Source organism: Nitrobacter sp. Nb-311A, assembly GCF_000152905.1.
In the GTDB taxonomy this organism is placed as follows: Bacteria; Pseudomonadota; Alphaproteobacteria; order Rhizobiales; family Xanthobacteraceae; genus Nitrobacter.
Map to the genome: position 1 here is coordinate 17,809 of NZ_AAMY01000009.1, position 20,153 is coordinate 37,961.

The window sequence follows — 20,153 nt, forward strand, 5'->3', positions numbered from 1 at the left end:
GCCCGTGACCTTCCCCCGTATAACCCGCGCGGCCATCGTCGCGGAAGCCCGCGCCTGGATCGGCACGCCCTATCGGCATCAGGCCTCGCTGAAGGGCGTCGGCTGCGACTGCCTCGGCCTGGTGCGCGGCGTCTGGCGCAATTGCATCGGCGATGAGCCGGAAGCGCCGCCGCCCTACGCGCCGGACTGGGCCGAAGCAAAAGGCGACGAGACACTGGCCGCGGCGGCGCTGCGTCATCTCGTTCCTGTCGCGCGCGAGGGTTTCGGGGCCGGCGATGTTCTGCTGTTCCCGTGGCGTGACGGGTTCATCGCCAAGCATGTCGCGATCGCGTCGAGCGAGCGCACCATGGTCCATGCGCATGACGGCGCGGCCGTCTGCGAGATCATCCTCGCGCCATGGTGGCGGCGGCGGCTGGCTTATGCATTTCGTTTTCCCGGAGTCTCGGTCTGATGGCAGCGCTGGTTCTTTCCGTTGCAGGCGGCGCAGCCGGCGCGTTGTTCGGGCCGGCGGGTGCGATCGCCGGGCGTCTCGCCGGCGCGCTGATCGGTAACGTCGTCGATCGCAAACTGTTCGGGCCGGGCAATCAGACCGTCGTCGGTCCGCGCCTCGCCGATCTCGATGTGATGGCCTCGACCGAGGGCGCGCCGATTCCGCGTGTCTACGGTCGTGCGCGGCTGTCGGGCCAGGTGATCTGGGCGACCCGGCTTGAAGAGGTCGTCAACAGCGAAACCTCGTCATCCGGCGGCAAGGGCGGCGGCCTGTTCAGCGGACCGAGCACGACGACAATCACCTACAGCTATTTCGCCAACTTCGCGATCGGTCTTTGCGAAGGCGTGATTGGCCGTGTCGGGCGAATCTGGGCCGACGGCAGTCCGCTGGATATTTCCGGCCTGACCTTCCGGGTCCATCGCGGCACCGAGGATCAGGCTCCCGACGATCTGATTGTTGCTAAAGAAGGGGCGGGAAACGCGCCAGCCTATCGCGGGCTCGCTTATGTCGTGTTCGAGCGGATGCCGCTGGCAAAATTCGGCAACCGGATTCCGCAGCTTTCATTCGAGATCATCCGCCCCATAGGCCAGCTCGAACAAATGGTGCGCGCGGTGACGCTGATCCCCGGCACTACCGAATTCGGCTATGAGCCGTCCGCCATCGTGCGATCGCTCGGTCCGGGTCAGTCGGCGCCGGAAAACCGGCATGTGGCGAATGCCGACTCCGATGTGATCGCGGCGCTCGACGATCTGCAGGGCATGTGCCCCAATCTCGAAAGCGTGGCCGTGGTGGTGGCGTGGTTCGGATCGGACCTTCGCGCCGGAAGCTGCGTCGTGCGTCCCGGCGTCGACAACGCGAGCAAGACCACGCGCGGCAGCGATTGGTCAGTGGCGGGGGTGACGCGGGGAAGCGCTTACGTCGTGTCGCAGGTCGACGGCCGTCCGGCATTCGGCGGCACGCCGTCCGACGCCAGCGTGAGACATCTGATCGCGGAGCTGAAGGCGCGCGGCCTCAAGGTCACGTTCTATCCCTTCATCATGATGGATATTCCGGCCGGCAACAGCTTGAGCGATCCGTGGAGCGGAGCCGCGTCGCAGCCGCCCTATCCCTGGCGCGGCCGCATCACCTGCGATCCCGCGCCGGGCCAGCCGGGCTCGCCGCAAGGCACCGCCACGGCGGCAACGCAGGTCGCCGGCTTCTTCACCGGTGGAAGCTGGAACTACCGCGCCATGATCCTGCATTATGCGAGTCTCGTCGTGTCGGCCGGAGGCGTCGATGCGTTTCTGATCGGCTCGGAGTTACGCTCGCTGACGCGCGTGCGCTCGGGGGCGGGCGTCTATCCTGCCGTCGATGCGCTGGTGACGCTTGCGGCGGAGGTGAAATCCATCGTCGGCTCGTCGACGGTCGTGACCTATGCCGCGGACTGGACCGAATATGGCGCCGATGTCGTCGACGCCGGCGCGTCCGAGGTTCGCTTTCCGCTCGATCCGCTGTGGGCGTGCAGTGCGATCGACGCCGTAGGAATCGACTATTATGCGCCGCTCGCGGACTGGCGCGACGAGGCTGGGCACCTCGACTCTCACATCGCGGCTTCCACCTATGATCTCGGCTACCTCGCGGGCAATATCTATGGCGGCGAGGGGTTCGATTGGTATTACACCGATGGCGCCGCGCGCGCCGCGCAGAGCCGTACGCCGATTACCGACGGACTTGGCAAGCCCTGGACGTTCCGCGTCAAGGATATCAAATCGTGGTGGTCGTCGGCGCATCATGAGCGGGTCGGCGGGGCCGAACTCTCAAGCCCGACCGCGTGGGCGCCGCAAGGCAAGCCGGTCTGGCTGACGGAGGTCGGCTGCCCGGCGGTGGACAAGGGCGCCAACCAGCCGAACGTGTTTCCCGATCCCAAATCGTCGGAAAACCATCTGCCGTATTTCTCCAACGGCAGCCGCGACGATCTGATCCAGCGCCGCTATCTGCAAGCCTTTCTCGGCAAGCTGGATCCGTCGTTCGGCGCGGCGGATGCCGACAATCCCGTCTCGTTGATCTACGGACGGCGGATGATCGAGCCGTCCGCGATCTACCTTTGGACCTGGGATGCGCGACCCTATCCGGCGTTTCCCGCCGCGACCGAGGTCTGGAGCGACGGGCCGAACTGGCAGACCGGGCACTGGCTCACCGGCCGTCTCGGCGCAGCGCCGATGGACGCGCTGGTGCAGGCGCTGCTTGCCGATTGCGGCGTCACCGACGCCGACACCTCGGCGCTGCGTGAAGCTTGCGATGGCTACGTGGTCGACCGACCGATGTCGCCGCGCGCCATGATCGAACCGCTCGCCGGGGCTTACGCCTTCGATGCGTCCGCTACGGACGGAACGCTGCGTTTCGTGTCGCGGGGCGGAGTCCCTGTTGCGGAATTTTCTGAAGACGATCTGGTGCTGGCGGACGATGGCGGGCTGGCGCGGCTCACGCGCGCGCAGGAAACCGAACTGCCGCGCGAAGCGCGCTTCGGCTTTACCGATGGGACGGTTGATTACAGACGCTCTGCTGTGACCTCGCGCCGGCTGGCCGGCGGCTCGAACAGGAGCGTTCATTCCGATCTTGCCGTTGTCAGTGATGACGCGGCGATGGCGCGCCGGACCGAGATCTGGCTTCAGGATTTGTGGGCCGGCCGCGAAAGCGCCGGGTTCTCGCTCGGCCCGCAATGCCTGTCGCTGACGCCGGGCGATGTGATCGCGGTGACGGTCAACGGTCGGCGGCGATTGTTCGAAATCGGCGCGCTGCTCGATGCCGAAGCGCGGCAGGTTACCGCCCGCAGCATCGATCCCGAAGTTTTCTCCGTGCCGCTGTCGATTCCACGGCCGACGCGGCCTGCGATTCCAGCGGCGCTCGGACCGGTTCAGGTTGCCGTGCTTGATCTGCCGATGATCGAGCCATTGGAGCCGCCGGTCCTGACGCGGCTCGCCGTCTTCGCCCACCCTTGGCCGACGTCGGTGACGGTCTGGACCTCGCCTGACGGCGCGGGTTTTCAGCCGGCCGCGATCATTCCGGCACCCTCGACCTTGGGCGAAACGCTCGATCCGCTACCGGCGGGAGCCTCGGGGCGATGGGATCACGGCAACGTTTTGCGCGTGCGCCTCTACGGCGGTGCGCTCACCTCGGTGTCTGATGCCCGCGTGCTCGCCGGCGCCAACGCGGCGGCCGTGCAGAACCCGAACGGTGATTGGGAGGTTTTGCAGTTTGCCAATGCGGAGCTGGTGGACGCCGGCACCTATGAACTGTCACGCCTGTTGCGCGGGCAGGCCGGCAGCGATTACGCCATCGCTGAGGTGTTGCCGCCGGGCGCACCCTTCGTCCTGCTCGACACGCGTCTTGCGCCGCTGGCGAAAGGGTTGAACGCGCTGGATCGTCCGATGCTGGTGCGCCTTGCCGCCGCCGGACGCAGCCATGACGATCCCACAGCCGTCGCGCTGACGGTGACGCCGCGCGCGACGGCCCTGCTGCCGCTGTCGCCGGTTCATGTGAAGGCGGCCCGCGAGAGCGGCGGTGTTCGCATCTCGTGGATTCGCCGGACCCGCATCGACGGCGATGGCTGGGGTATCGAAGTGCCGCTGAGCGAGGATGTCGAAGCCTATACGCTCGACATTCTCTCAGGCGGCGCGATCGTGCGCAGCATCGCATGCAGCGTTTCGGAAGCGTTTTATCCCGATGCGGACGAGCTGGCGGATTTCGGCGCGCCTCAGGCAAGTCTGCATCTTCGCGTCGCGCAAGTCTCCGCGACCGTCGGCGCCGGTCATTCCACTGAACTCACTCTCACCCTCTGAGACGCCATGACAGACACACCGAATCTCGGGTTGCCGTATATCGACGGCAGCCAGGCCCAGAAGCACGTCACCCATAACGAGGCGCTGCGCATACTCGACGCGGCGGTTCAGATCGGCGTTCTCGATCTGACGCTCACCGCGCCGCCGTCGAGCCCGGCGGACGGTGAGCGGTACGTCGTCGCAAGCGGGGCGACCGGCGACTGGGCCGGGAAGGATGATGCGATCGCGACCTGGCAGGACGGCGCCTGGGCGTTCCTCACGCCGAAAGCGGGATGGTGTATCTGGTCGGCGGCGGATGAGAGCCTGTTCGTGTTCGACGGTTCCGCCTGGCAGGGCGCGGGCGGTACGGCATCGCTCGATAACGTGGCGCATCTCGGCGTCAATACCGCCGCCAGCAGTCCCCAACCTCCTCAGCGTCAAATCCAACGCCGCGCTGTTCGCCGCCATCGACGCCGTCGACGGCGGCACCGGCGACATGCGACTTCAGGTCTCGAAGGAGGGTTCGGCCAACACGGCGTCAGTATTTTTCTCGAACGGCTTTTCGGGGCGGGCTGAATTCGGGCTGGTCGGCGCGGACACCTTCAAGCTCAAGGTGTCGGCGGACGGCTCAGGCTGGATCGAGGCCCTCGATATCGATCAGGACACCGGCAACGTGACGCTGGCGCGCGGGCTGGCGCTGACCGGCGTTGTGTCTCCCGCGCAGATCACGGCCGATCAGGATGATTATGCTCCGGCGGGACTGGCGGCCGCGTCGGTGCTGCAAATCAGCTCGGACGCCCCGCGCGGCATTTCGGGCCTGGCAGGCGGGGCTGAAGGGCGCTGTCTCATCGTCATCAACGTGGGCAGCCAGCCGGTCACGCTGCTGAACGAAAGCACGTCGTCGTCGGCGTCGAATCGTTTTTCTCTCGACAACGACCTTACGATTTCCGCGAAGCAGGCTGCGATCCTGCGTTACGACGGCACCGCCGCGCGCTGGCAGGCGATCGCGGGCGGGATGGCCGGGGCAGGGGCTTCCGGGGGCGGCTTCCTCTCCCCACCGCAAGGTCGTCTGACGCTTGCGAGCGGCGTGCCGGTGATGACGACGACGCAAAGCGCGAAGACCACGCTTTATTACGCGCCTTACACCGGCAACCGGATTCCGGTCTATAACGGCGCTGAGATGGTGCCGACGGCATTTGCCGAACTGTCCGTCGCGACGACGGACACGACCTATAATCCGGCTGCCATCGGCGCCGGCAAGGTCAACGATTGGTTCGTCTGGGACGACGGCGGCACGCTGCGGCTCAGTCATGGTCCGGACTGGACCGACGATACGACGCGTAGCGCCGGGACAGCATTGACCATGGTCGATGGCGTCCTGCTCAATGCAGTCGCGATCACCAACGGCCCCGCCGCCTCGCGCGGAACGTATGTCGGCACCACCCGGAGCAATGGTTCGTCCCAACTTGATTTCCTCCTGGGGGCGTCAGCATCCGGTGGCGGCGCGGCGGTCGTCGGTCTGTGGAATATGTACAACCGGCGGCCGGCGCAGCTTTTCGTGCAGGATTCGACTGCGGGCTGGGCCTATACGAGTGCGGCGTGGCGCGCGGCGAACAACAGTGCCGGCAACCGGATCGCCTTCATATGCGGCCTGGTGGAGGATGGAGTCCAGGCGAGCTATGCAAGCCTTGCTTTTTCCACTTCGAGCGCCGTTCAGGTCGGCGTCAGTATCGCACTGGACGCGACAAATACGATCGCAGCGAATGCGACGAGCTTCACGACGTATTTCGCGGCCGGAATCAACAACCAGATTTCGTGCATGGCGAATTATTCCGGGTATCCGGGTCTCGGTTTCCATTACTTGCAGGCGATCGAGTACGGCGGGACCAACGCCTTGTTCACCAGCGCCAGCGGCCCGACCCGTTCAGGTCTGAGCGCGACGATCTGGTATTAGAGCGTTTTCAAGCGAAGTGGACACCGGTTCGCGTGAAGAAAACGCGACAAAACAAAATCTGAGAGCCCGCTTCTGATTCTATCAGAAGCGGGAAGGCTCGAGGGCGGACGGTTGGCCCGCCAAATCAAGCGCACCCGATTCCGCGAAAGACTCCTCCGTAAGCCATAAGGATCCTGTTCAATGCCGAACGCAGCCTTGGCCGCGAACGCTCCCGCCATGCCCGAATTCGGAGCCGCGCTTCGCAAGCTCTGGCCGCGCGGCAACAGCAAAATCGCCGGGCTGGTCGAGAGCATCACAGCAACAGCGCCGGCCGTATTTGACGAGTATGAGATCGTCACGCGGCCGCTGATCGCGCGTGTCATGGCCCAGATCAGCCATGAATGCGGGGCCGGGACGACTGTGATCGAGAACCTGAACTATTCGGCGGTCCGGATGACCCAGGTGTGGCCGTCGCGGTTTCCGAATGTGTCCAGCGCCGCGCCTTATGCCCATAATCCGCGCGCGCTTGCCAACAAGGTCTACAACGGCCGCATGGGAAATCGCGCAGGCTCCGACGACGGCTGGAATTTCCGCGGCCGCGGAGCCGTTCAAACAACGGGAAGGGACGGCTATCGGCGGCTCGCTGCGGCGACCGGTCTCGATGTCGTGACGCACCCCGATCTGGTGAACGATCCGGTGCATTTTCTGAAATGCGGCGTCGCGGATTTCGTCAACTGCGGATGCCTTCCGTTCGCGCGAAGGGACGACGTGCGGGGTGTCACAAAGCGGCTGAATGGCGGTCTCATCGGGCTGCGGGACCGCAAGGCATGGCTTGCGAGATGGAGGCGCGGCCTCGGAGTTCATTAAAGGAAACATCTTTCATGCTCTCTCAAATCGTCGGACCGGTGGATTTCGATTCCGCCGCCGTGCTTTGCGTTGCCTTCATCTGCCTCTCCATCGTTGCGACGTCGCTCGCGGTCACGCGGCGCAGCCGTCCCGTCCTCAATCAGGAATTTGAACTCGCGAAGATCCGGCTCCGGAATGAGGACGAAGCCAACAAGCGGCAGACTGACGCCAAGCGAGACTGCGAGCTGGCCAGGATGGCGAGCGAGCGCGAGATCGAGTTCAAGCGCATCGACGCCAATCTGATTACTTCGCATGCGCGTGTTGCAAGCGAATAGAACGCCCGCCGCGCGACGGCCTCGCGCAATTCTCAAGACATCAATCGGAGACAAGATATGACATCGGATTCGGTGTGGCAGATCGTGCGCTACCTGCTGATCGCGGCCGGAAGCTTCGCGACCGGCAAGGGATGGGTCACCGCGGATCAGGTGACCAGCATCATCGGCGCGATCGGCACGCTCTTTACGGTGGCATGGGGACTTTACGTCAAGGCCGACACCAGGGCGGTCCGCTCGGCCACCGCCGCGCGGCCCGACGTGCCGACCGTCAGCGCCGCGACCGGCGCGGTCAAGTAATCCAGACAACAGGAGTTCTCATGCGAAAGCTCATCGCCGCGATAGCGGTCGTTTCCGGTTTGGCGTTGGCAGGTTGCCAGACCGTCGCGTTGCCGTCGCTGAATCTGAATACGACCGTTTCGCTCAACACGGTGTACGGCATCGAAAACGCCTTTGGCGTCGCGGTGAATGCCGCCAATGCCTACAAGGCGCTGCCGCTTTGCCGGACCGGAACCGAGCCGGGGGTAGCCAACATCTGCGCCAAGCGTTCGGTGGTCGAAAGGTTGCAATCGGCGATGCGCAAGGCGCGCCTCGCCGTCAACAATCTGGTCGCGTTGCAGAGGGCCTATCCGTCCGTCGACATCACCAATGCGCTCGCGGCGGCGCAGTCGGCGCTGATGGTCGTCCAGCAGATTCTCGTATCAGGAGCATAGCGCATGGTCACCGTAGCAGAAGTGGCAGCCGCTCTCGCGGCCGCTGAAGCCATCGTCAACGCCATCATCAAGGTCGCCCCCGCGATCGAGCAGGGCGTGGCATCTTCGATGCCCTATGTTCAGGCCATCGCCGGCCTGATCGGCGGCAGCAATGCAACCGCCGACGAGATCGATGCGGTGCTGGCCCGGATCAACGCCGAGGTCGACGAGTTCCTGAGGCCGCTGCCGCCTGATGATGGTTCGACCACAACATGACATGGTTGAGCAGCGGGGGCACAGGCATGCCCGCTCCGGCGGAAAGAAGACCTTAAGCGGGTTTTGCCGTTCATTTGCCATTCACGCGGTGGCGGTTCATCTTGACAGAAGGAATCAGGAGCCCGCTTTGCGCCTTCTCGTCGTCGAGGATGATCCGGATCTCAATCGTCAGCTCGCGACCGCGTTGACCGACGCCGGCTACGTGGTCGATCGCGCGTTTGACGGCGAGGAGGGACATTTCCTCGGCGACAGCGAACCTTATGACGCGGTGGTGCTGGACATCGGCCTGCCGAAAATGGACGGCATTTCCGTGCTCGAGGCTTGGCGCCGCGGGGGCCGCACCATGCCCGTCCTGATTCTTACCGCGCGAGACCGCTGGAGCGACAAAGTTCAGGGATTCGACGCCGGCGCCGACGATTATGTCACCAAACCGTTCCATCTCGAGGAAATCCTGGCGCGGATGCGCGCACTGCTGCGGCGGAGCACAGGGCATGCCCAGTCCGAACTGACCTGCGGGCCGGTGACGCTGGATACCCGCACCGGCCGCGTCAGCGTCGGCGGCAATCCGATCAAGATGACGTCGCACGAATACCGCCTGCTGGCCTATCTTATGCACCATACCGGTCGGGTGGTGTCGCGCACGGAACTGGTCGAACATCTTTACGATCAGGATTTCGATCGCGACTCCAACACCATCGAAGTTTTTGTCGGCCGCATCCGCAAAAAGCTGGACGTCGATATCATCCAGACGGTGCGCGGGCTCGGCTATCTGCTGACGCCGCCGGCAAATGCGCGGTAGGAAATTTCCGGGCCTCCGTTCCAATTCGCTGGCGACGCGGCTGTTCCTGTCCGCGACAGCGTGGGTTGTGGTTGTTTTGCTGATCACCGGCGTGGTGCTGTCGTCGGTCTATCGCTCGGCATCCGAGCGCGCCTTCGACCGTCGCCTCAACCTCTATCTTCGCACCCTGATTGCCGAAGTGGCGACGCCTGACGAGCCTGCCGACCGCCAGTTCCAGTCGCTCGGTGAGCCGCTGTTCGATTTGCCGTTATCCGGCTGGTACTGGGAAGCTGACCGCGCCGATCCGGACAAGAAACAAATCCGCGCGTCACGCTCGCTATGGGACAAGAAGCTGCCGAAGCTGGAGGATCAGGGCATTGCGCTTTCCTCGTCCGGAATCCGCGTCGGATATGTCGACGGGCCGGAAGGGCAGACCCTGCGCATGGTGGAACGGCCGGTCGATCTCGGCGCCGACGGCAAGTTTCGTGTCGCCGTGGCCGGAGACGCCACCGAAATTTTCAATGAAACGCGGACTTTCGATTATTACCTCGGCGGCACGTTTGCCGCGCTCACGATCGGATTGCTGCTCACCACGATCTTTCAGGTGCGGTTTGGTCTTGCTCCGCTGAAACGCATCTCAGATGCGATCGCCGACATCCGATCCGGCCGCGCTGAGCGGCTGGAGGGCGAATTCCCCGTCGAAATCGCGCCGCTCGCCCGCGAGACCAATGCGCTGATCGATGCCAACCGGGAGATCGTCGAGCGTGCCCGCACCCACGTCGGCAACCTCGCGCACGCGGTCAAGACGCCGCTTTCGGTTATCATCAACGAAGCCAGCGCCCATGAGCGCGATCCCTTCGCCGTGAAAATGCTCGATCAGGCCCGGATGATGCACAATCAGGTCGCTCACCATCTGGAGCGCGCCCGTATGGCCGCGCGACTCACAGTCGTTGGAACGGTGACCGATGTCGCCCCCGTCGTCGAGGCGCTGCGCCGGACCATGGGAAAGATTCATCGCGACCGCGATGTCGCTATCGACGTCGATGTCAGTCCGGCGGCGAAGTTTTGCGGGGAGCGTCAGGATCTTGAGGAGATGGTCGGCAATCTCGTGGACAATGCCTGTAAGTGGGCGCATTCGCGGGTGTTCATCAACGTCTCGGTCCGCCCGCCCGCCGGAGCGGAACTCGCGATGTTGCACATTACTGTCGACGATAACGGTCAGGGTCTGTCGGATACCCAGCGGGTGCAGGCCTCGAAGCGCGGGCGCCGACTCGACGAGACCAAGCCCGGATCAGGATTGGGCTTGTCGATCGTCACCGATCTGGCGGCCCTCTATGGTGGTCGGCTGACGCTGGATAGGGCGCCGACCGGGGGACTGCGCGCCGAGCTATTGCTGCCGGCCGCTTGAGTCTGCATTCGCTAGAGCATGATCCCGACCCGAAGGGCCGCGTCAGCGCAAACCCGACCCGAAGGGCCGCGTCAGCGCAAAGTGGAAACCAGCTTTCGGAAAAGATTATGCTCAAACAAAAAGATAAGCGGCGAATCTGATTCAACGCAGTTGAAGCGGACTCTAATGGGTCCATGCCGCAGTCCCGCCCGAATTGCCCGCTCCTGTGCAACCGGATGCGAAAGCGTCCCGGCGGGAGGGCGCCGGAGGAGGGCATGAGCAAGACGAATACGCTATTGGTTATCGCGGTGGCGCTCGCTCTCGGCGGTTGCGACGTGACGGGTTCCGGTGGTCTCGACGCTCCGGGCATGACGGCATTCGCAGGCTTCAGGGAAGGGGCAGGCGCCCCCATGGCCGCGGCGACGGCGGCGGCACTCGGTGGATTGATCGGACCGAAACTCGGTTCCGCCCTGGATGATAACGACCGTCGCCTGGCCTATCAGGCGCAGATCGATGCTCTTGAGCGTGGTGCGCCGGGCGCGCCGATTGCGTGGCGCAATCCGGAGACCGGTCGCCACGGCAATATCGTCGCCGGACCGGAATATGAGGTGGAGGGTGCGACGTGCCGAGGCTATTCCCACACCGTCACGCTCGCCGGCGAACCTCACACCGTGCGCAAAACCGCTTGCCGGAAAGCTGACGGACGCTGGGGTGCAATTGGCTGATTCGTAAGGCCGCGAGTTTGAATCAAATCAAAGCCTCGCTGACCTGTATTCAACCCTCCAACGAGCCCCCTTTCGCTTCCGATGGAATCCGCAGCGGAAATACGATTCGGTTTGACGTATTTTCTTCACGCAAACCGGTATCCCGTTGTCTCGAAAGTCCTCTCGCCTTGCGCAACGCATCCTTAAGATGGCCTCTGATATGACACGCTAGAGCCTTCCGGCGCCCGCGCGATCGTTCGCGCGAAGATGTGCGAGCATGGACCAGACCTCGATCGAACGGCTGAAGGACTATCTTGCGCAGCTTCCGCCGAAATCGCAGGCGTTGCTTATGCGGGAGTTCCAGCGCGCGGCGGAGCGCGGCGAAGACGCCGCGGTCGCCAACCTCGTACTCGGTGAGTTGCGCCGGATTGTCCGCAGATCGGATGACAGCGAGCAGCGGAGCGAAGATCCAGCCCGGCATCTGTTCCGTCCTCTGGACCCGTTTCTCGTGGAGGACGGCGTTGCGCTGCGCCCCGGGCAGATCCGGCGCACCTCGCTGATGCCAGTCTGGCAGTGGCTGGCGCGCGAGGGTGCATCGGATGCCGCGCGTGCGTTCGAGGCAGTGTTGGCGAATCAAACCGGATCGGCGTCCGAAATCGAAGCGGCCGCGCGGACGTTCCAGCCGGTCGCGGCAGCCGCCATCCAGCGGATTCTCACGGATCGTTCCGACCTGGACCGCCAGCGCGCGCTTGGCCGCATCGGCGCCCCCAGCGTCGTTGAAGATCTGGCCGCAATCGGAGCGGTTCTGAACGCGCGCGATGCTCTCGACACCCTGAATATCCGGCTGCCGAGTTTTCTGCGCGTCTTCGGCGAGTCGCAGATTGCCACCGTGATGACTGCGCTCAATGCTCCCTCCCTGCAAACGCCGCTGGCCTTGCCGTTTGCATTGTCGCTGGTGATGCAGCGATTGTCCGCATCGTGGCAGATCATACGCCTGGCAATCCGGGTAGCGGGTTCGGACGACGAGATACGAGTGGCGGCGACGCCTTATGGCGTGGCGATCAAGATGGCGCTCGACGATCTGTCGCAGATTTCCGCAGTCCTGCGGGCCGATATCCGGCGCGGCCGGTTCGAGAATGTCTCTCAACACTTGAAGACCTTGCACGACGGCGTTCGCGGGCTGCGGACCGAACTGGATATCCGCGCCGATTCAAACTGGGGCCGTCAGCTCGCGGCGATCAGGGTGGTCACTTCCGAGGCCCTGCAATCGGAAATCGAGAGCGTCTCCGGCCGGGTGCGGCGTCTGCTGCGCCAGCGGCCCGACAAGGACATTCCATCGGGTGCGCAACTCGACGCGATCGAGGTCGAGGAAACCGCAGCGCTGATCGATTTCGTCGCGGTGTGCCGGACCTACGCCAGCGAACTGGCTATCAACGAAGTCACAATGCGGACCTATTCGGATTTGCAGCATTACGTCGAGCGGGGTGCTGAAACCCTGGTCGAATCGCTTCGCAGCGGTGATGAGCGGGTCCGCGCGTTCCGGCAGCAGCAGGTCAAGGCGGCGATCCGTTTCTGCGAGGTTCTGTTCGGCCAGGACTATTCGTCGATGATGAGCCGGGCGGCGGACCACGCACTCACGGTCGAACGCAAGTCGTCGCGGGCCGGGTAAGCGGGCGGGGGCGTTTCCGAATAAACACCGTCAAATCATGAGGTTGTGGATGTTTGCCGCCGATTGTGCCGCAATTGTCAATTGCGTCCTTTTCCCAGTCGTGATGTAACCCGGCCATCGGATCGGCCGTTTCCGTCGCCGGTCCACCGGAACCCTGATGAGATGACGTTGTGGTTTGTGTTCGCGCTGATGACCGCTGGAGCGGCTTTTGCGGTGCTGTGGCCCCTCGGTCGGTCGAGCAAGCGGCGAATCTCGGGTGGCAGCGAGACCACAGTTTACCGCGATCAACTGGCCGAGGTCGGGCGCGATGCCGCGGCGGGCCTGATCGGTGAGCCGGAGGCGGCCGCCGCGCGAGTCGAAATTGGACGGCGGCTGTTGGAGGCGGCTGATGCCGAAAGCCATCAGCCGCGCGAGTCGAAACTCTGGCTGCGTCGTGCGGTGGCGGTCATAGCGCTGGTCGGGATACCGTTGCTGGCGCTCGTGGTTTACCTTCCTCTCGGATCCCCGCAACTGCCTGATTTTCCGCTGGCTGCGCGCATTCAAACGGCCGATGCGTCGCAATCCCTCGGCACTCTCGTGGCGCAGGTCGAATCGCACCTGGAAAAAAATCCCGCCGACGGCCGGGGCTGGACCGTGCTGGCGCCGGTGCTCGCGAAACTCGGCCGCTTCGACGCCGCCGCGCGCGCCTATCGCAACGTGATCACGTATGAGGGCGAAACCGCGCAGCGCCGGTCCGATCTCGGCACCGCGATCGCCGGGGCTGCGAACGGCATCGTTACCGCCGAAGCGAAGAAGGAATTCGAGCGGGCGCTCGCCTTGAATCCCCGGGAGGCGAAGGCTCGATTTTTCCTTGGAATGGCCGCGCAACAGGACGGCCGCACCGCCGAAGCCGTGACGATTTGGAAGGCCCTGCTGGCCGACGCGCCTGCGGACGCGGAATGGCGTGCGACCGTGCAGGAAGCGCTGGCGCAGGTCGGGGACGGCGCGCCTCGTCCGACCGACGAAGCCGTGGCCGCGGCGAGCGACATGAAGGAAGCGGATCGCTCCGCGATGATTCACAGGATGGTCGATCGGCTAGCGGCGCGCCTGAAGCAGGACGGTAACGACGTCGAAGGGTGGTTGCGGCTGGCCCGCGCCTATATGGTGCTCAATCAGCCCGAGAAGTCGCGTGCCGTGCGCGATGACGCGCGCCGCGCGCTCGGGCAGAATGAAGCAGGTTTGCGCCAGCTCAACGAAGGGTTCAAGGCGCTCGGGATAGACGGATGATCGAGGTATTTGCTTTGCGCGCAGGTGAAATATGACTCGCAAGCAGCGGCGCTTGACGATGATCGTCGGATCGCTCGTGGTGCTCGGCATCGCTGCCGGGTTGGTGCTGAATGCGCTACGCGATTCCATCGTGTTTTTCTCGACGCCGATGATGGTGTCGGAGAAGCATATTCAGCCGGGACAGCGCTTCCGGCTGGGAGGGCTGGTGCAGACTGGCTCACTGGTCCGCGGTGAAAATCTCGCGGTCACATTCAAGGTGTCTGACGGAAGCGCGACGCTGCCGGTGGCCTACACGGGCATCCTGCCCGATCTGTTCCGCGAAGGGCAGGGTGTGGTCGCCGAGGGCGCGCTCGATAGTTCGGGTGTGTTCCAGGCCGACACCGTGTTAGCCAAGCATGACGAGACCTACATGCCGAAGGAGGTCGCGGATGCCCTGAAGAAGCAGGGACACTGGAAGGACGATTATGGCGCGCGGGCCGGAGCTGTTGAAGCGTCGGGCAAGCAGGAGGTGTCGCAATGATCGCCGAGGCGGGACATTTCGCGCTGGTGCTGGCGCTCGGGCTCGCGCTGATCCAGTCTGTGGTTCCGATTATCGGTGCAAGACTGCATGACGGCGCGTTGATGAACGTGGCGCGCTCGACCGCGCTCGCGCAATTGCTGTTTGTCGGTGCTTCGTTTTTCGCGCTTGCGACGCTGTACGTCGTTTCCGATTTCTCGGTCGTCAACGTTTTCCAGAATTCCCATTCGCTGAAGCCGCTGATCTACAAGATCACCGGTGTCTGGGGCAATCACGAAGGCTCCATGCTGTTATGGGTGACGATCCTCGCGCTGTTCGGGGGGCTGGTCGCCGCGTTCGGCAATAATCTTCCGCTGACGCTGCGCGCCCATGTGCTGGCGGTGCAGGGCTGGATCGCGACCGCGTTCTACCTGTTCATTCTGCTGACATCGAATCCGTTCATGCGGATCGCGAACCCGCCGATGGAAGGCCGCGATCTCAATCCGGTGCTCCAGGATATCGGGCTCGCGGTGCATCCGCCGATGCTTTATCTCGGCTATGTCGGGTTCTCCATCGCGTTCTCCTTCGCCGTCGCCGCCCTGATCGAAGGCCGCATCGATGCCGCCTGGGCGCGCTGGGTGCGGCCATGGACGCTGGTGGCGTGGATTTTCCTCACTCTCGGCATCGCGATGGGGTCCTACTGGGCCTATTATGAACTTGGCTGGGGCGGCTGGTGGTTCTGGGACCCGGTAGAGAACGCCTCGCTGATGCCATGGCTGGCGGGAACGGCGCTGTTGCATTCCTCAGTGGTGATGGAAAAACGCAACGCGTTAAGAGTATGGACCATCCTGCTCGCGATCCTGACCTTCTCGCTGTCGCTGCTCGGCACCTTCCTGGTGCGCTCGGGCGTGCTGACGTCGGTCCATGCCTTCGCCACCGACCCGACGCGCGGCGTCTTTATCCTGCTGATCCTCTGCACCTTCATCGGCGGCAGCCTGACCCTGTACGTCTGGCGTGCCTCCGCGTTGAAGCAGGGTGGATTGTTCGCGCCGATCTCGCGCGAGGGTGCGCTCGTGCTCAACAATTTGTTTCTGACGACGGCCTGCGCCACGGTCTTCATCGGTACGCTGTATCCGCTGGCGCTCGAAGTCATCACCGGCAACAGGATTTCGGTCGGGGCGCCGTTCTTCAACCTCACATTCGCGCCCTTGTTCGTCCCGCTGCTGATCGCGGTGCCGTTCGGGCCGCTGCTGGCATGGAAGCGGGGTGATCTGCTCGGCGCTTCGCAACGGCTGGTCGCCGCCGGAGTCGCCAGCGCGATCGCGGTGGCCGTGCTGTGGGCGTGGACGCGGGGCGGCAGTACGTTCGCGCCGCTGGCGATCGGACTGGCGGTGTTCGTGATTGTCGGCGCCCTTTGCGATCTCGCCGAGCGCATCAACCTGTTTCGGGCGTCGCTGCCGGTGTCGTTTCGCCGGGCGAAAGGATTGCCCCGTTCGGCCTGGGGTACGGTCTTCGCCCATGCCGGCCTTGGAGTCGCCTTGATCGGCATCGTCTGTGAGACCACCTGGAACACCGAATACATCACTTCGATGAAGACGAACGATGTGGCACAGGTCGGTGGTTACAGTCTGACGTTCGAGGGTACGACGCAGCAGCAGCGATCCAATTATCGCGAAGATATAGCGCGCTTCACCGTTAGCCGGAATGGGCAGCCGATCGCGGTGATGACGCCGTCGAAGCGTAACTTCACGACGCGCGCGGCTTCAACCACGGAAGCGGCGTTGCTGACGCGGGGCGTGAGCCAGCTCTATATTTCGCTTGGCGATGCCTCCGCCGATGGATCGATCGCGGTGCGCATCTACCACAAGCCGATGGTGCTGTTGATCTGGTTCGGGCCGGTTCTGATGGCTTTCGGTGGGGTGCTCTCGTTGTCCGATCGCCGTTTGCGGGTTGGCGCGCCGAAACCGGCGAAGGCCGGCCGCGTACTTCAGCCGGCGGAGTAAGGCCGCCATGCATGAACCCATGCAAGCATTATCATCGTTGCGCAGACGGCTTATAGCACCGAGCAGGCTCCTGCCTGTTGTCGGCGCCGCGCTTTGTTTGGTGCTCGTGGCGGTATCGTCCGCTCATGCGGTGCAGCCTGACGAGATCATGTCCGACCCGGCCCAGGAAGCCCGCGCCCGCGACCTGTCGCGCGGGTTGCGCTGTATGGTGTGCCAGAACCAGTCGATCGACGATTCTTCAGCGCCGCTGGCGCGAGATCTCCGTCTGTTGGTGCGCGAGCGCATTGCCTCCGGCGACAGCGATCAGCAGGTGCTGGATTTTCTGGTGGCCCGTTATGGCGACTTCGTTTTGCTGAAGCCGCCGTTCGAAAGGAGTACGCTGCCGCTCTGGCTTCTGACTCCGCTGCTTCTGGCCGGCGGCGGACTAGCGCTTTGGGGATACAGCAGGCGGCGGGCAAAGGCGATAAGGGCGGCCCAGGATGCGCCGCCGCGATTGAGCGAGGAAGAAGAGGCCCGGCTCGCGAAGCTGATGGCAGCGGAACGTCCTGCGGGTGAGGAGACCAGGGCGTGAGTCAACTCCGCCTCTTTGGGTTGACATGATCGCATCCTGAACCGGTTTCCCGATTTCTCACAGAGCGCTCTGTCGGGCTTCCGAGCGAAACGCACGCAGCCACTTCTCGGAAGCGGAAGTTTTTTTGGTGTGCGCCAAACCGCCGCACGAGGCGCTTGGCATTGTTACGAAACATTAATTCCGCGGCCAGCGCGCCGTAAGGCGCAAATATCCATCTTCAGGGACATGAAGTGCTGACGTTCGGCACTATATCAAACCTGTCCTCTGGAGATCGCCGCATGACCGACTTGCCGCCTTCCAAGTTAAACCCCACTCGTTCCGGGGTCACCGTGCGCAAGCTCGCGTTGATGGCGTCTGTTTTCGCGGGCGTCGGCATGGCCCTGTACGGGTTCAGCCCCTCCGCAGATAAGGCCGAGCTTTTTACCAGTCCTGCTTATGCGCAGGTGAACGCCGACGTGAGCAAGGTCGCGCAGCCTATCGGCTTTGCCGACATCGTCGAGCGGGTGAAACCATCGGTGATTTCGGTCAAGATTCGTATGAAGGACAAGGCGGAAGCCGACGGCGAGGAATGGTCGTTCCAGCCGGGGTCGCCGATGGAACGGTTTTTTCGCCGCTTCGGCGGACCGGACGGTCTGCCGCCGGGAATGCGCGGCCGGCGCGGCCATGGCTTTGTGACGGGGCAGGGCTCCGGCTTCTTCATCTCGGCTGACGGGTATGCGGTGACCAACAACCATGTCGTCGACGGTGCCGACAAGGTTGAAGTGACGACCGACGACGGCAAGACCTACACCGCCAAGGTGATCGGGACCGATCCGCGCACAGACATTGCCCTGATCAAGGTCGAGGGCGGCTCTAATTTCGCGTTTGCTAAACTGTCGGACGACAAGGTGCGGATTGGTGATTGGGTTCTCGCGGTCGGCAACCCGTTCGGTCTTGGTGGCTCGGTGACCGCCGGCATCGTGTCGGCCAGCGGCCGTGACATCGGTACCGGCCCCTATGATGACTTCCTCCAGATTGACGCCCCGGTCAACAAAGGCAACTCCGGCGGCCCGGCTTTCAACATGAAGGGCGATGTCGTCGGCGTGAACACCGCTATCTATTCGCCGTCCGGCGGTAGCGTCGGCATCGCGTTTTCGATTCCCGCGAATACGGTGAAGAGCGTCGTCGCTCAGCTCAAGGACAAGGGCTCGGTGAGTCGCGGATGGATCGGCGTCCAGATTCAACCGGTGACGTCCGATATCGCCGATAGCCTCGGTCTCAAGAAGGCGGAAGGGGCGTTGGTGGCGGAGCCGCAGTCCAACAGCCCGGCGGCCAAGGCAGGTATCCAATCCGGCGACGTCATCACAGCCGTCAACGGTGACCCGGTCAAGGATGCGCGCGAACTGGCGCGAACCATCGGCAGCTTCGCGCCGGGAACGTCGATCAAGCTGAACATATTGCGCAAGGGTAAGGACAAAGTCGTCAACCTCACCCTTGGCACCTTGCCGAATACTGTGGAAGCTCGGGCTGATCACCATGGGGATCGCGGCTCGTTGCACGACAGCGATATTCCGCGGCTTGGCTTGACGGTTGCGCCGGCGGGATCAGTGGCGGGCGCTGGCGCGGAAGGTGTTGTGGTCATCGACGTGGACCCGAGAAGCCCGGCGGCCGATCGCGGATTTAAGGAAGGCGACGTGATTTTGGAGGTCGCGGGAAAGAGTGTGTCCAACTCGGCCGATGTGCGTCAGGCGATCACATCGGCACGCGCGGACAACAAGAACAGCGTTCTGATGCGAGTTCGCACCGGCAGCACGGCGCGTTTCATCGCAATGCCGATTGCGAAAAGCTAAAGCATGAGGCGGAAAGGGAGACCGGTTTCCGGATGAAATCATAAGGCTCAAGCGGATCTGACGCAGTTCGATCAGACGTGATGTGAGAGCCTTGCAAGAGATGGGAAGCGTCGCCGGCATCAGTCGCCCCCGCCGACGGCACTTTCCGGGGGACGGGTCAAAAGCCCGTTCCCTTGAGTTACCTTCCGATCGAAACAGCCCCCCTTCGTCGGAAGGACTAGGGCGGTGGAGTTGCCCCAAGCTTCACCGCCCGCTTTTTGCGTGGGCCTGGTCTTGCACTCTTGCGCGCGAGGGACCGGCGCGCCATGCTGATGGAAAGACAACCTTGGACAATTCCCGTAACCAAATGCGCCTGCTGATCATCGAGGACGATCGCGAGTCTGCAGACTACCTCGTGAAGGCGTTTCGCGAAGTCGGACATGTCGCGGAACTCGCCGGCGACGGTGAGGAGGGACTCTCCCTTGCCGACGGCGGAGACTACGATGTGCTGGTGATCGACCGGATGCTGCCCAAGCGCGACGGACTTTCCGTGATCGGCTGCCTGCGCGACAAGGGTATCCAGACTCCAGTGCTCATTCTCTCTGCGCTCGGCCAGGTTGACGATCGCGTCAAGGGCTTGCGCGCTGGTGGCGACGACTATCTGCCAAAACCATACTCATTTGCCGAGTTGCTGGCGAGGGTGGAGGTGCTGTCGCGCCGCCATGTCGGCCGGGCTGAGGAGACTGTCTATCGCGTCGGCGATCTCGAACTCGACCGGTTGTCGCATCGCGTCGTGCGGGGTGTGGAGGAACTGACGCTGCAGCCGCGTGAATTTCGTCTCCTGGAGTACCTGATGAAACATGCGGGTCAGGTCGTGACTCGAACCATGTTGCTCGAGAATGTCTGGGATTATCATTTCGATCCGCAGACCAACGTTATCGACGTGCATATTTCGCGGCTGCGGTCCAAGATCGACAAGGGCTTCGAGCAACCCTTGTTGCATACGATCCGGGGCGCTGGATACATGATCCGTAATGGTGTTCACTCATCCCGCGCTTGAAATCATTGACATCCATTGCAGCGGTTTCGAGCGGAGCGTGTCCTC

19 protein-coding genes are annotated in these 20,153 nt (G+C 63.6%); all 19 read left to right on the plus strand.

Annotated features, from left to right (window positions below):
• Positions 1 to 4: 4 nt before the first annotated feature.
• Positions 5 to 451, plus strand: coding sequence for an NlpC/P60 family protein (locus NB311A_RS04890; RefSeq protein WP_040674020.1), 447 nt, complete (start codon positions 5 to 7; stop codon positions 449 to 451).
• Positions 451 to 4,308 (plus strand): glycoside hydrolase/phage tail family protein, encoded by a 3,858-nt coding sequence (locus NB311A_RS04895; protein WP_009797350.1) that lies wholly within the window; start codon positions 451 to 453, stop codon positions 4,306 to 4,308. Before NB311A_RS04890 ends, NB311A_RS04895 begins: the two co-directional genes overlap by 1 nt.
• 6 nt (positions 4,309 to 4,314) lie before the next feature.
• Entirely contained in the window at positions 4,315 to 4,863 is a 549-nt protein-coding gene (locus NB311A_RS23030) for a DUF2793 domain-containing protein (RefSeq protein WP_009797351.1), read from the plus strand.
• Positions 4,784 to 6,241 (plus strand): hypothetical protein, encoded by a 1,458-nt coding sequence (locus tag NB311A_RS23035; protein WP_009797352.1) that lies wholly within the window; start codon positions 4,784 to 4,786, stop codon positions 6,239 to 6,241. Before NB311A_RS23030 ends, NB311A_RS23035 begins: the two co-directional genes overlap by 80 nt.
• Before the next feature lie 180 nt (positions 6,242 to 6,421).
• The gene (locus NB311A_RS04910; RefSeq protein WP_009797353.1) at positions 6,422 to 7,087 is read left to right on the plus strand and encodes a glycoside hydrolase family 19 protein; all 666 of its coding nucleotides are present in this window, start codon (positions 6,422 to 6,424) and stop codon (positions 7,085 to 7,087) included.
• A gap of 14 nt (positions 7,088 to 7,101) precedes the next feature.
• Positions 7,102 to 7,401, plus strand: coding sequence for a hypothetical protein (locus NB311A_RS04915; protein WP_009797354.1), 300 nt, complete (start codon positions 7,102 to 7,104; stop codon positions 7,399 to 7,401).
• Positions 7,402 to 7,458: 57 nt separating this feature from the next.
• Complete coding sequence (locus NB311A_RS04920; RefSeq protein WP_009797355.1) at positions 7,459 to 7,698, plus strand: hypothetical protein; 240 nt, start codon at positions 7,459 to 7,461, stop codon at positions 7,696 to 7,698.
• A 20-nt stretch (positions 7,699 to 7,718) separates the two neighbouring features.
• On the plus strand, positions 7,719 to 8,111 hold the full coding sequence (locus NB311A_RS04925) for a hypothetical protein (protein WP_009797356.1): 393 nt from the start codon (positions 7,719 to 7,721) through the stop codon (positions 8,109 to 8,111).
• Positions 8,112 to 8,114: 3 nt separating this feature from the next.
• The gene (locus NB311A_RS04930; RefSeq protein ID WP_009797357.1) at positions 8,115 to 8,366 is read left to right on the plus strand and encodes a hypothetical protein; all 252 of its coding nucleotides are present in this window, start codon (positions 8,115 to 8,117) and stop codon (positions 8,364 to 8,366) included.
• Positions 8,367 to 8,493: 127 nt separating this feature from the next.
• On the plus strand, positions 8,494 to 9,165 hold the full coding sequence (locus NB311A_RS04935) for a response regulator transcription factor (protein ID WP_009797358.1): 672 nt from the start codon (positions 8,494 to 8,496) through the stop codon (positions 9,163 to 9,165).
• On the plus strand, positions 9,155 to 10,552 hold the full coding sequence (locus NB311A_RS04940) for a sensor histidine kinase (RefSeq protein WP_009797359.1): 1,398 nt from the start codon (positions 9,155 to 9,157) through the stop codon (positions 10,550 to 10,552). The genes NB311A_RS04935 and NB311A_RS04940 overlap by 11 nt, the downstream gene beginning before the upstream one ends.
• 254 nt (positions 10,553 to 10,806) lie before the next feature.
• Positions 10,807 to 11,256 (plus strand): RT0821/Lpp0805 family surface protein, encoded by a 450-nt coding sequence (locus NB311A_RS04945; RefSeq protein WP_040674022.1) that lies wholly within the window; start codon positions 10,807 to 10,809, stop codon positions 11,254 to 11,256.
• Between the two features lie 256 nt (positions 11,257 to 11,512).
• On the plus strand, positions 11,513 to 12,904 hold the full coding sequence (locus NB311A_RS04950; protein ID WP_009797361.1) for a hypothetical protein: 1,392 nt from the start codon (positions 11,513 to 11,515) through the stop codon (positions 12,902 to 12,904).
• A gap of 162 nt (positions 12,905 to 13,066) precedes the next feature.
• Positions 13,067 to 14,170: a c-type cytochrome biogenesis protein CcmI gene (gene ccmI, locus NB311A_RS04955; RefSeq protein ID WP_009797362.1), complete on the plus strand. Its 1,104-nt coding sequence runs from the start codon at positions 13,067 to 13,069 to the stop codon at positions 14,168 to 14,170.
• A 31-nt stretch (positions 14,171 to 14,201) separates the two neighbouring features.
• Positions 14,202 to 14,690, plus strand: a complete 489-nt coding sequence (gene ccmE, locus NB311A_RS04960; RefSeq protein ID WP_009797363.1) for a cytochrome c maturation protein CcmE — start codon at positions 14,202 to 14,204, stop codon at positions 14,688 to 14,690.
• Positions 14,687 to 16,669, plus strand: coding sequence for a heme lyase CcmF/NrfE family subunit (locus NB311A_RS04965; RefSeq protein ID WP_009797364.1), 1,983 nt, complete (start codon positions 14,687 to 14,689; stop codon positions 16,667 to 16,669). Before ccmE ends, NB311A_RS04965 begins: the two co-directional genes overlap by 4 nt.
• 19 nt (positions 16,670 to 16,688) lie before the next feature.
• Positions 16,689 to 17,240 (plus strand): cytochrome c-type biogenesis protein, encoded by a 552-nt coding sequence (locus NB311A_RS04970; RefSeq protein WP_050752065.1) that lies wholly within the window; start codon positions 16,689 to 16,691, stop codon positions 17,238 to 17,240.
• Between the two features lie 278 nt (positions 17,241 to 17,518).
• Positions 17,519 to 19,069 (plus strand): Do family serine endopeptidase, encoded by a 1,551-nt coding sequence (locus NB311A_RS04975; RefSeq protein WP_009797366.1) that lies wholly within the window; start codon positions 17,519 to 17,521, stop codon positions 19,067 to 19,069.
• A 346-nt stretch (positions 19,070 to 19,415) separates the two neighbouring features.
• A complete protein-coding gene (locus NB311A_RS04980; protein ID WP_009797367.1) occupies positions 19,416 to 20,108 on the plus strand; it encodes a response regulator transcription factor in 693 nt (230 codons plus the stop codon).
• The last annotated feature ends 45 nt before the right edge of the window (positions 20,109 to 20,153 follow it).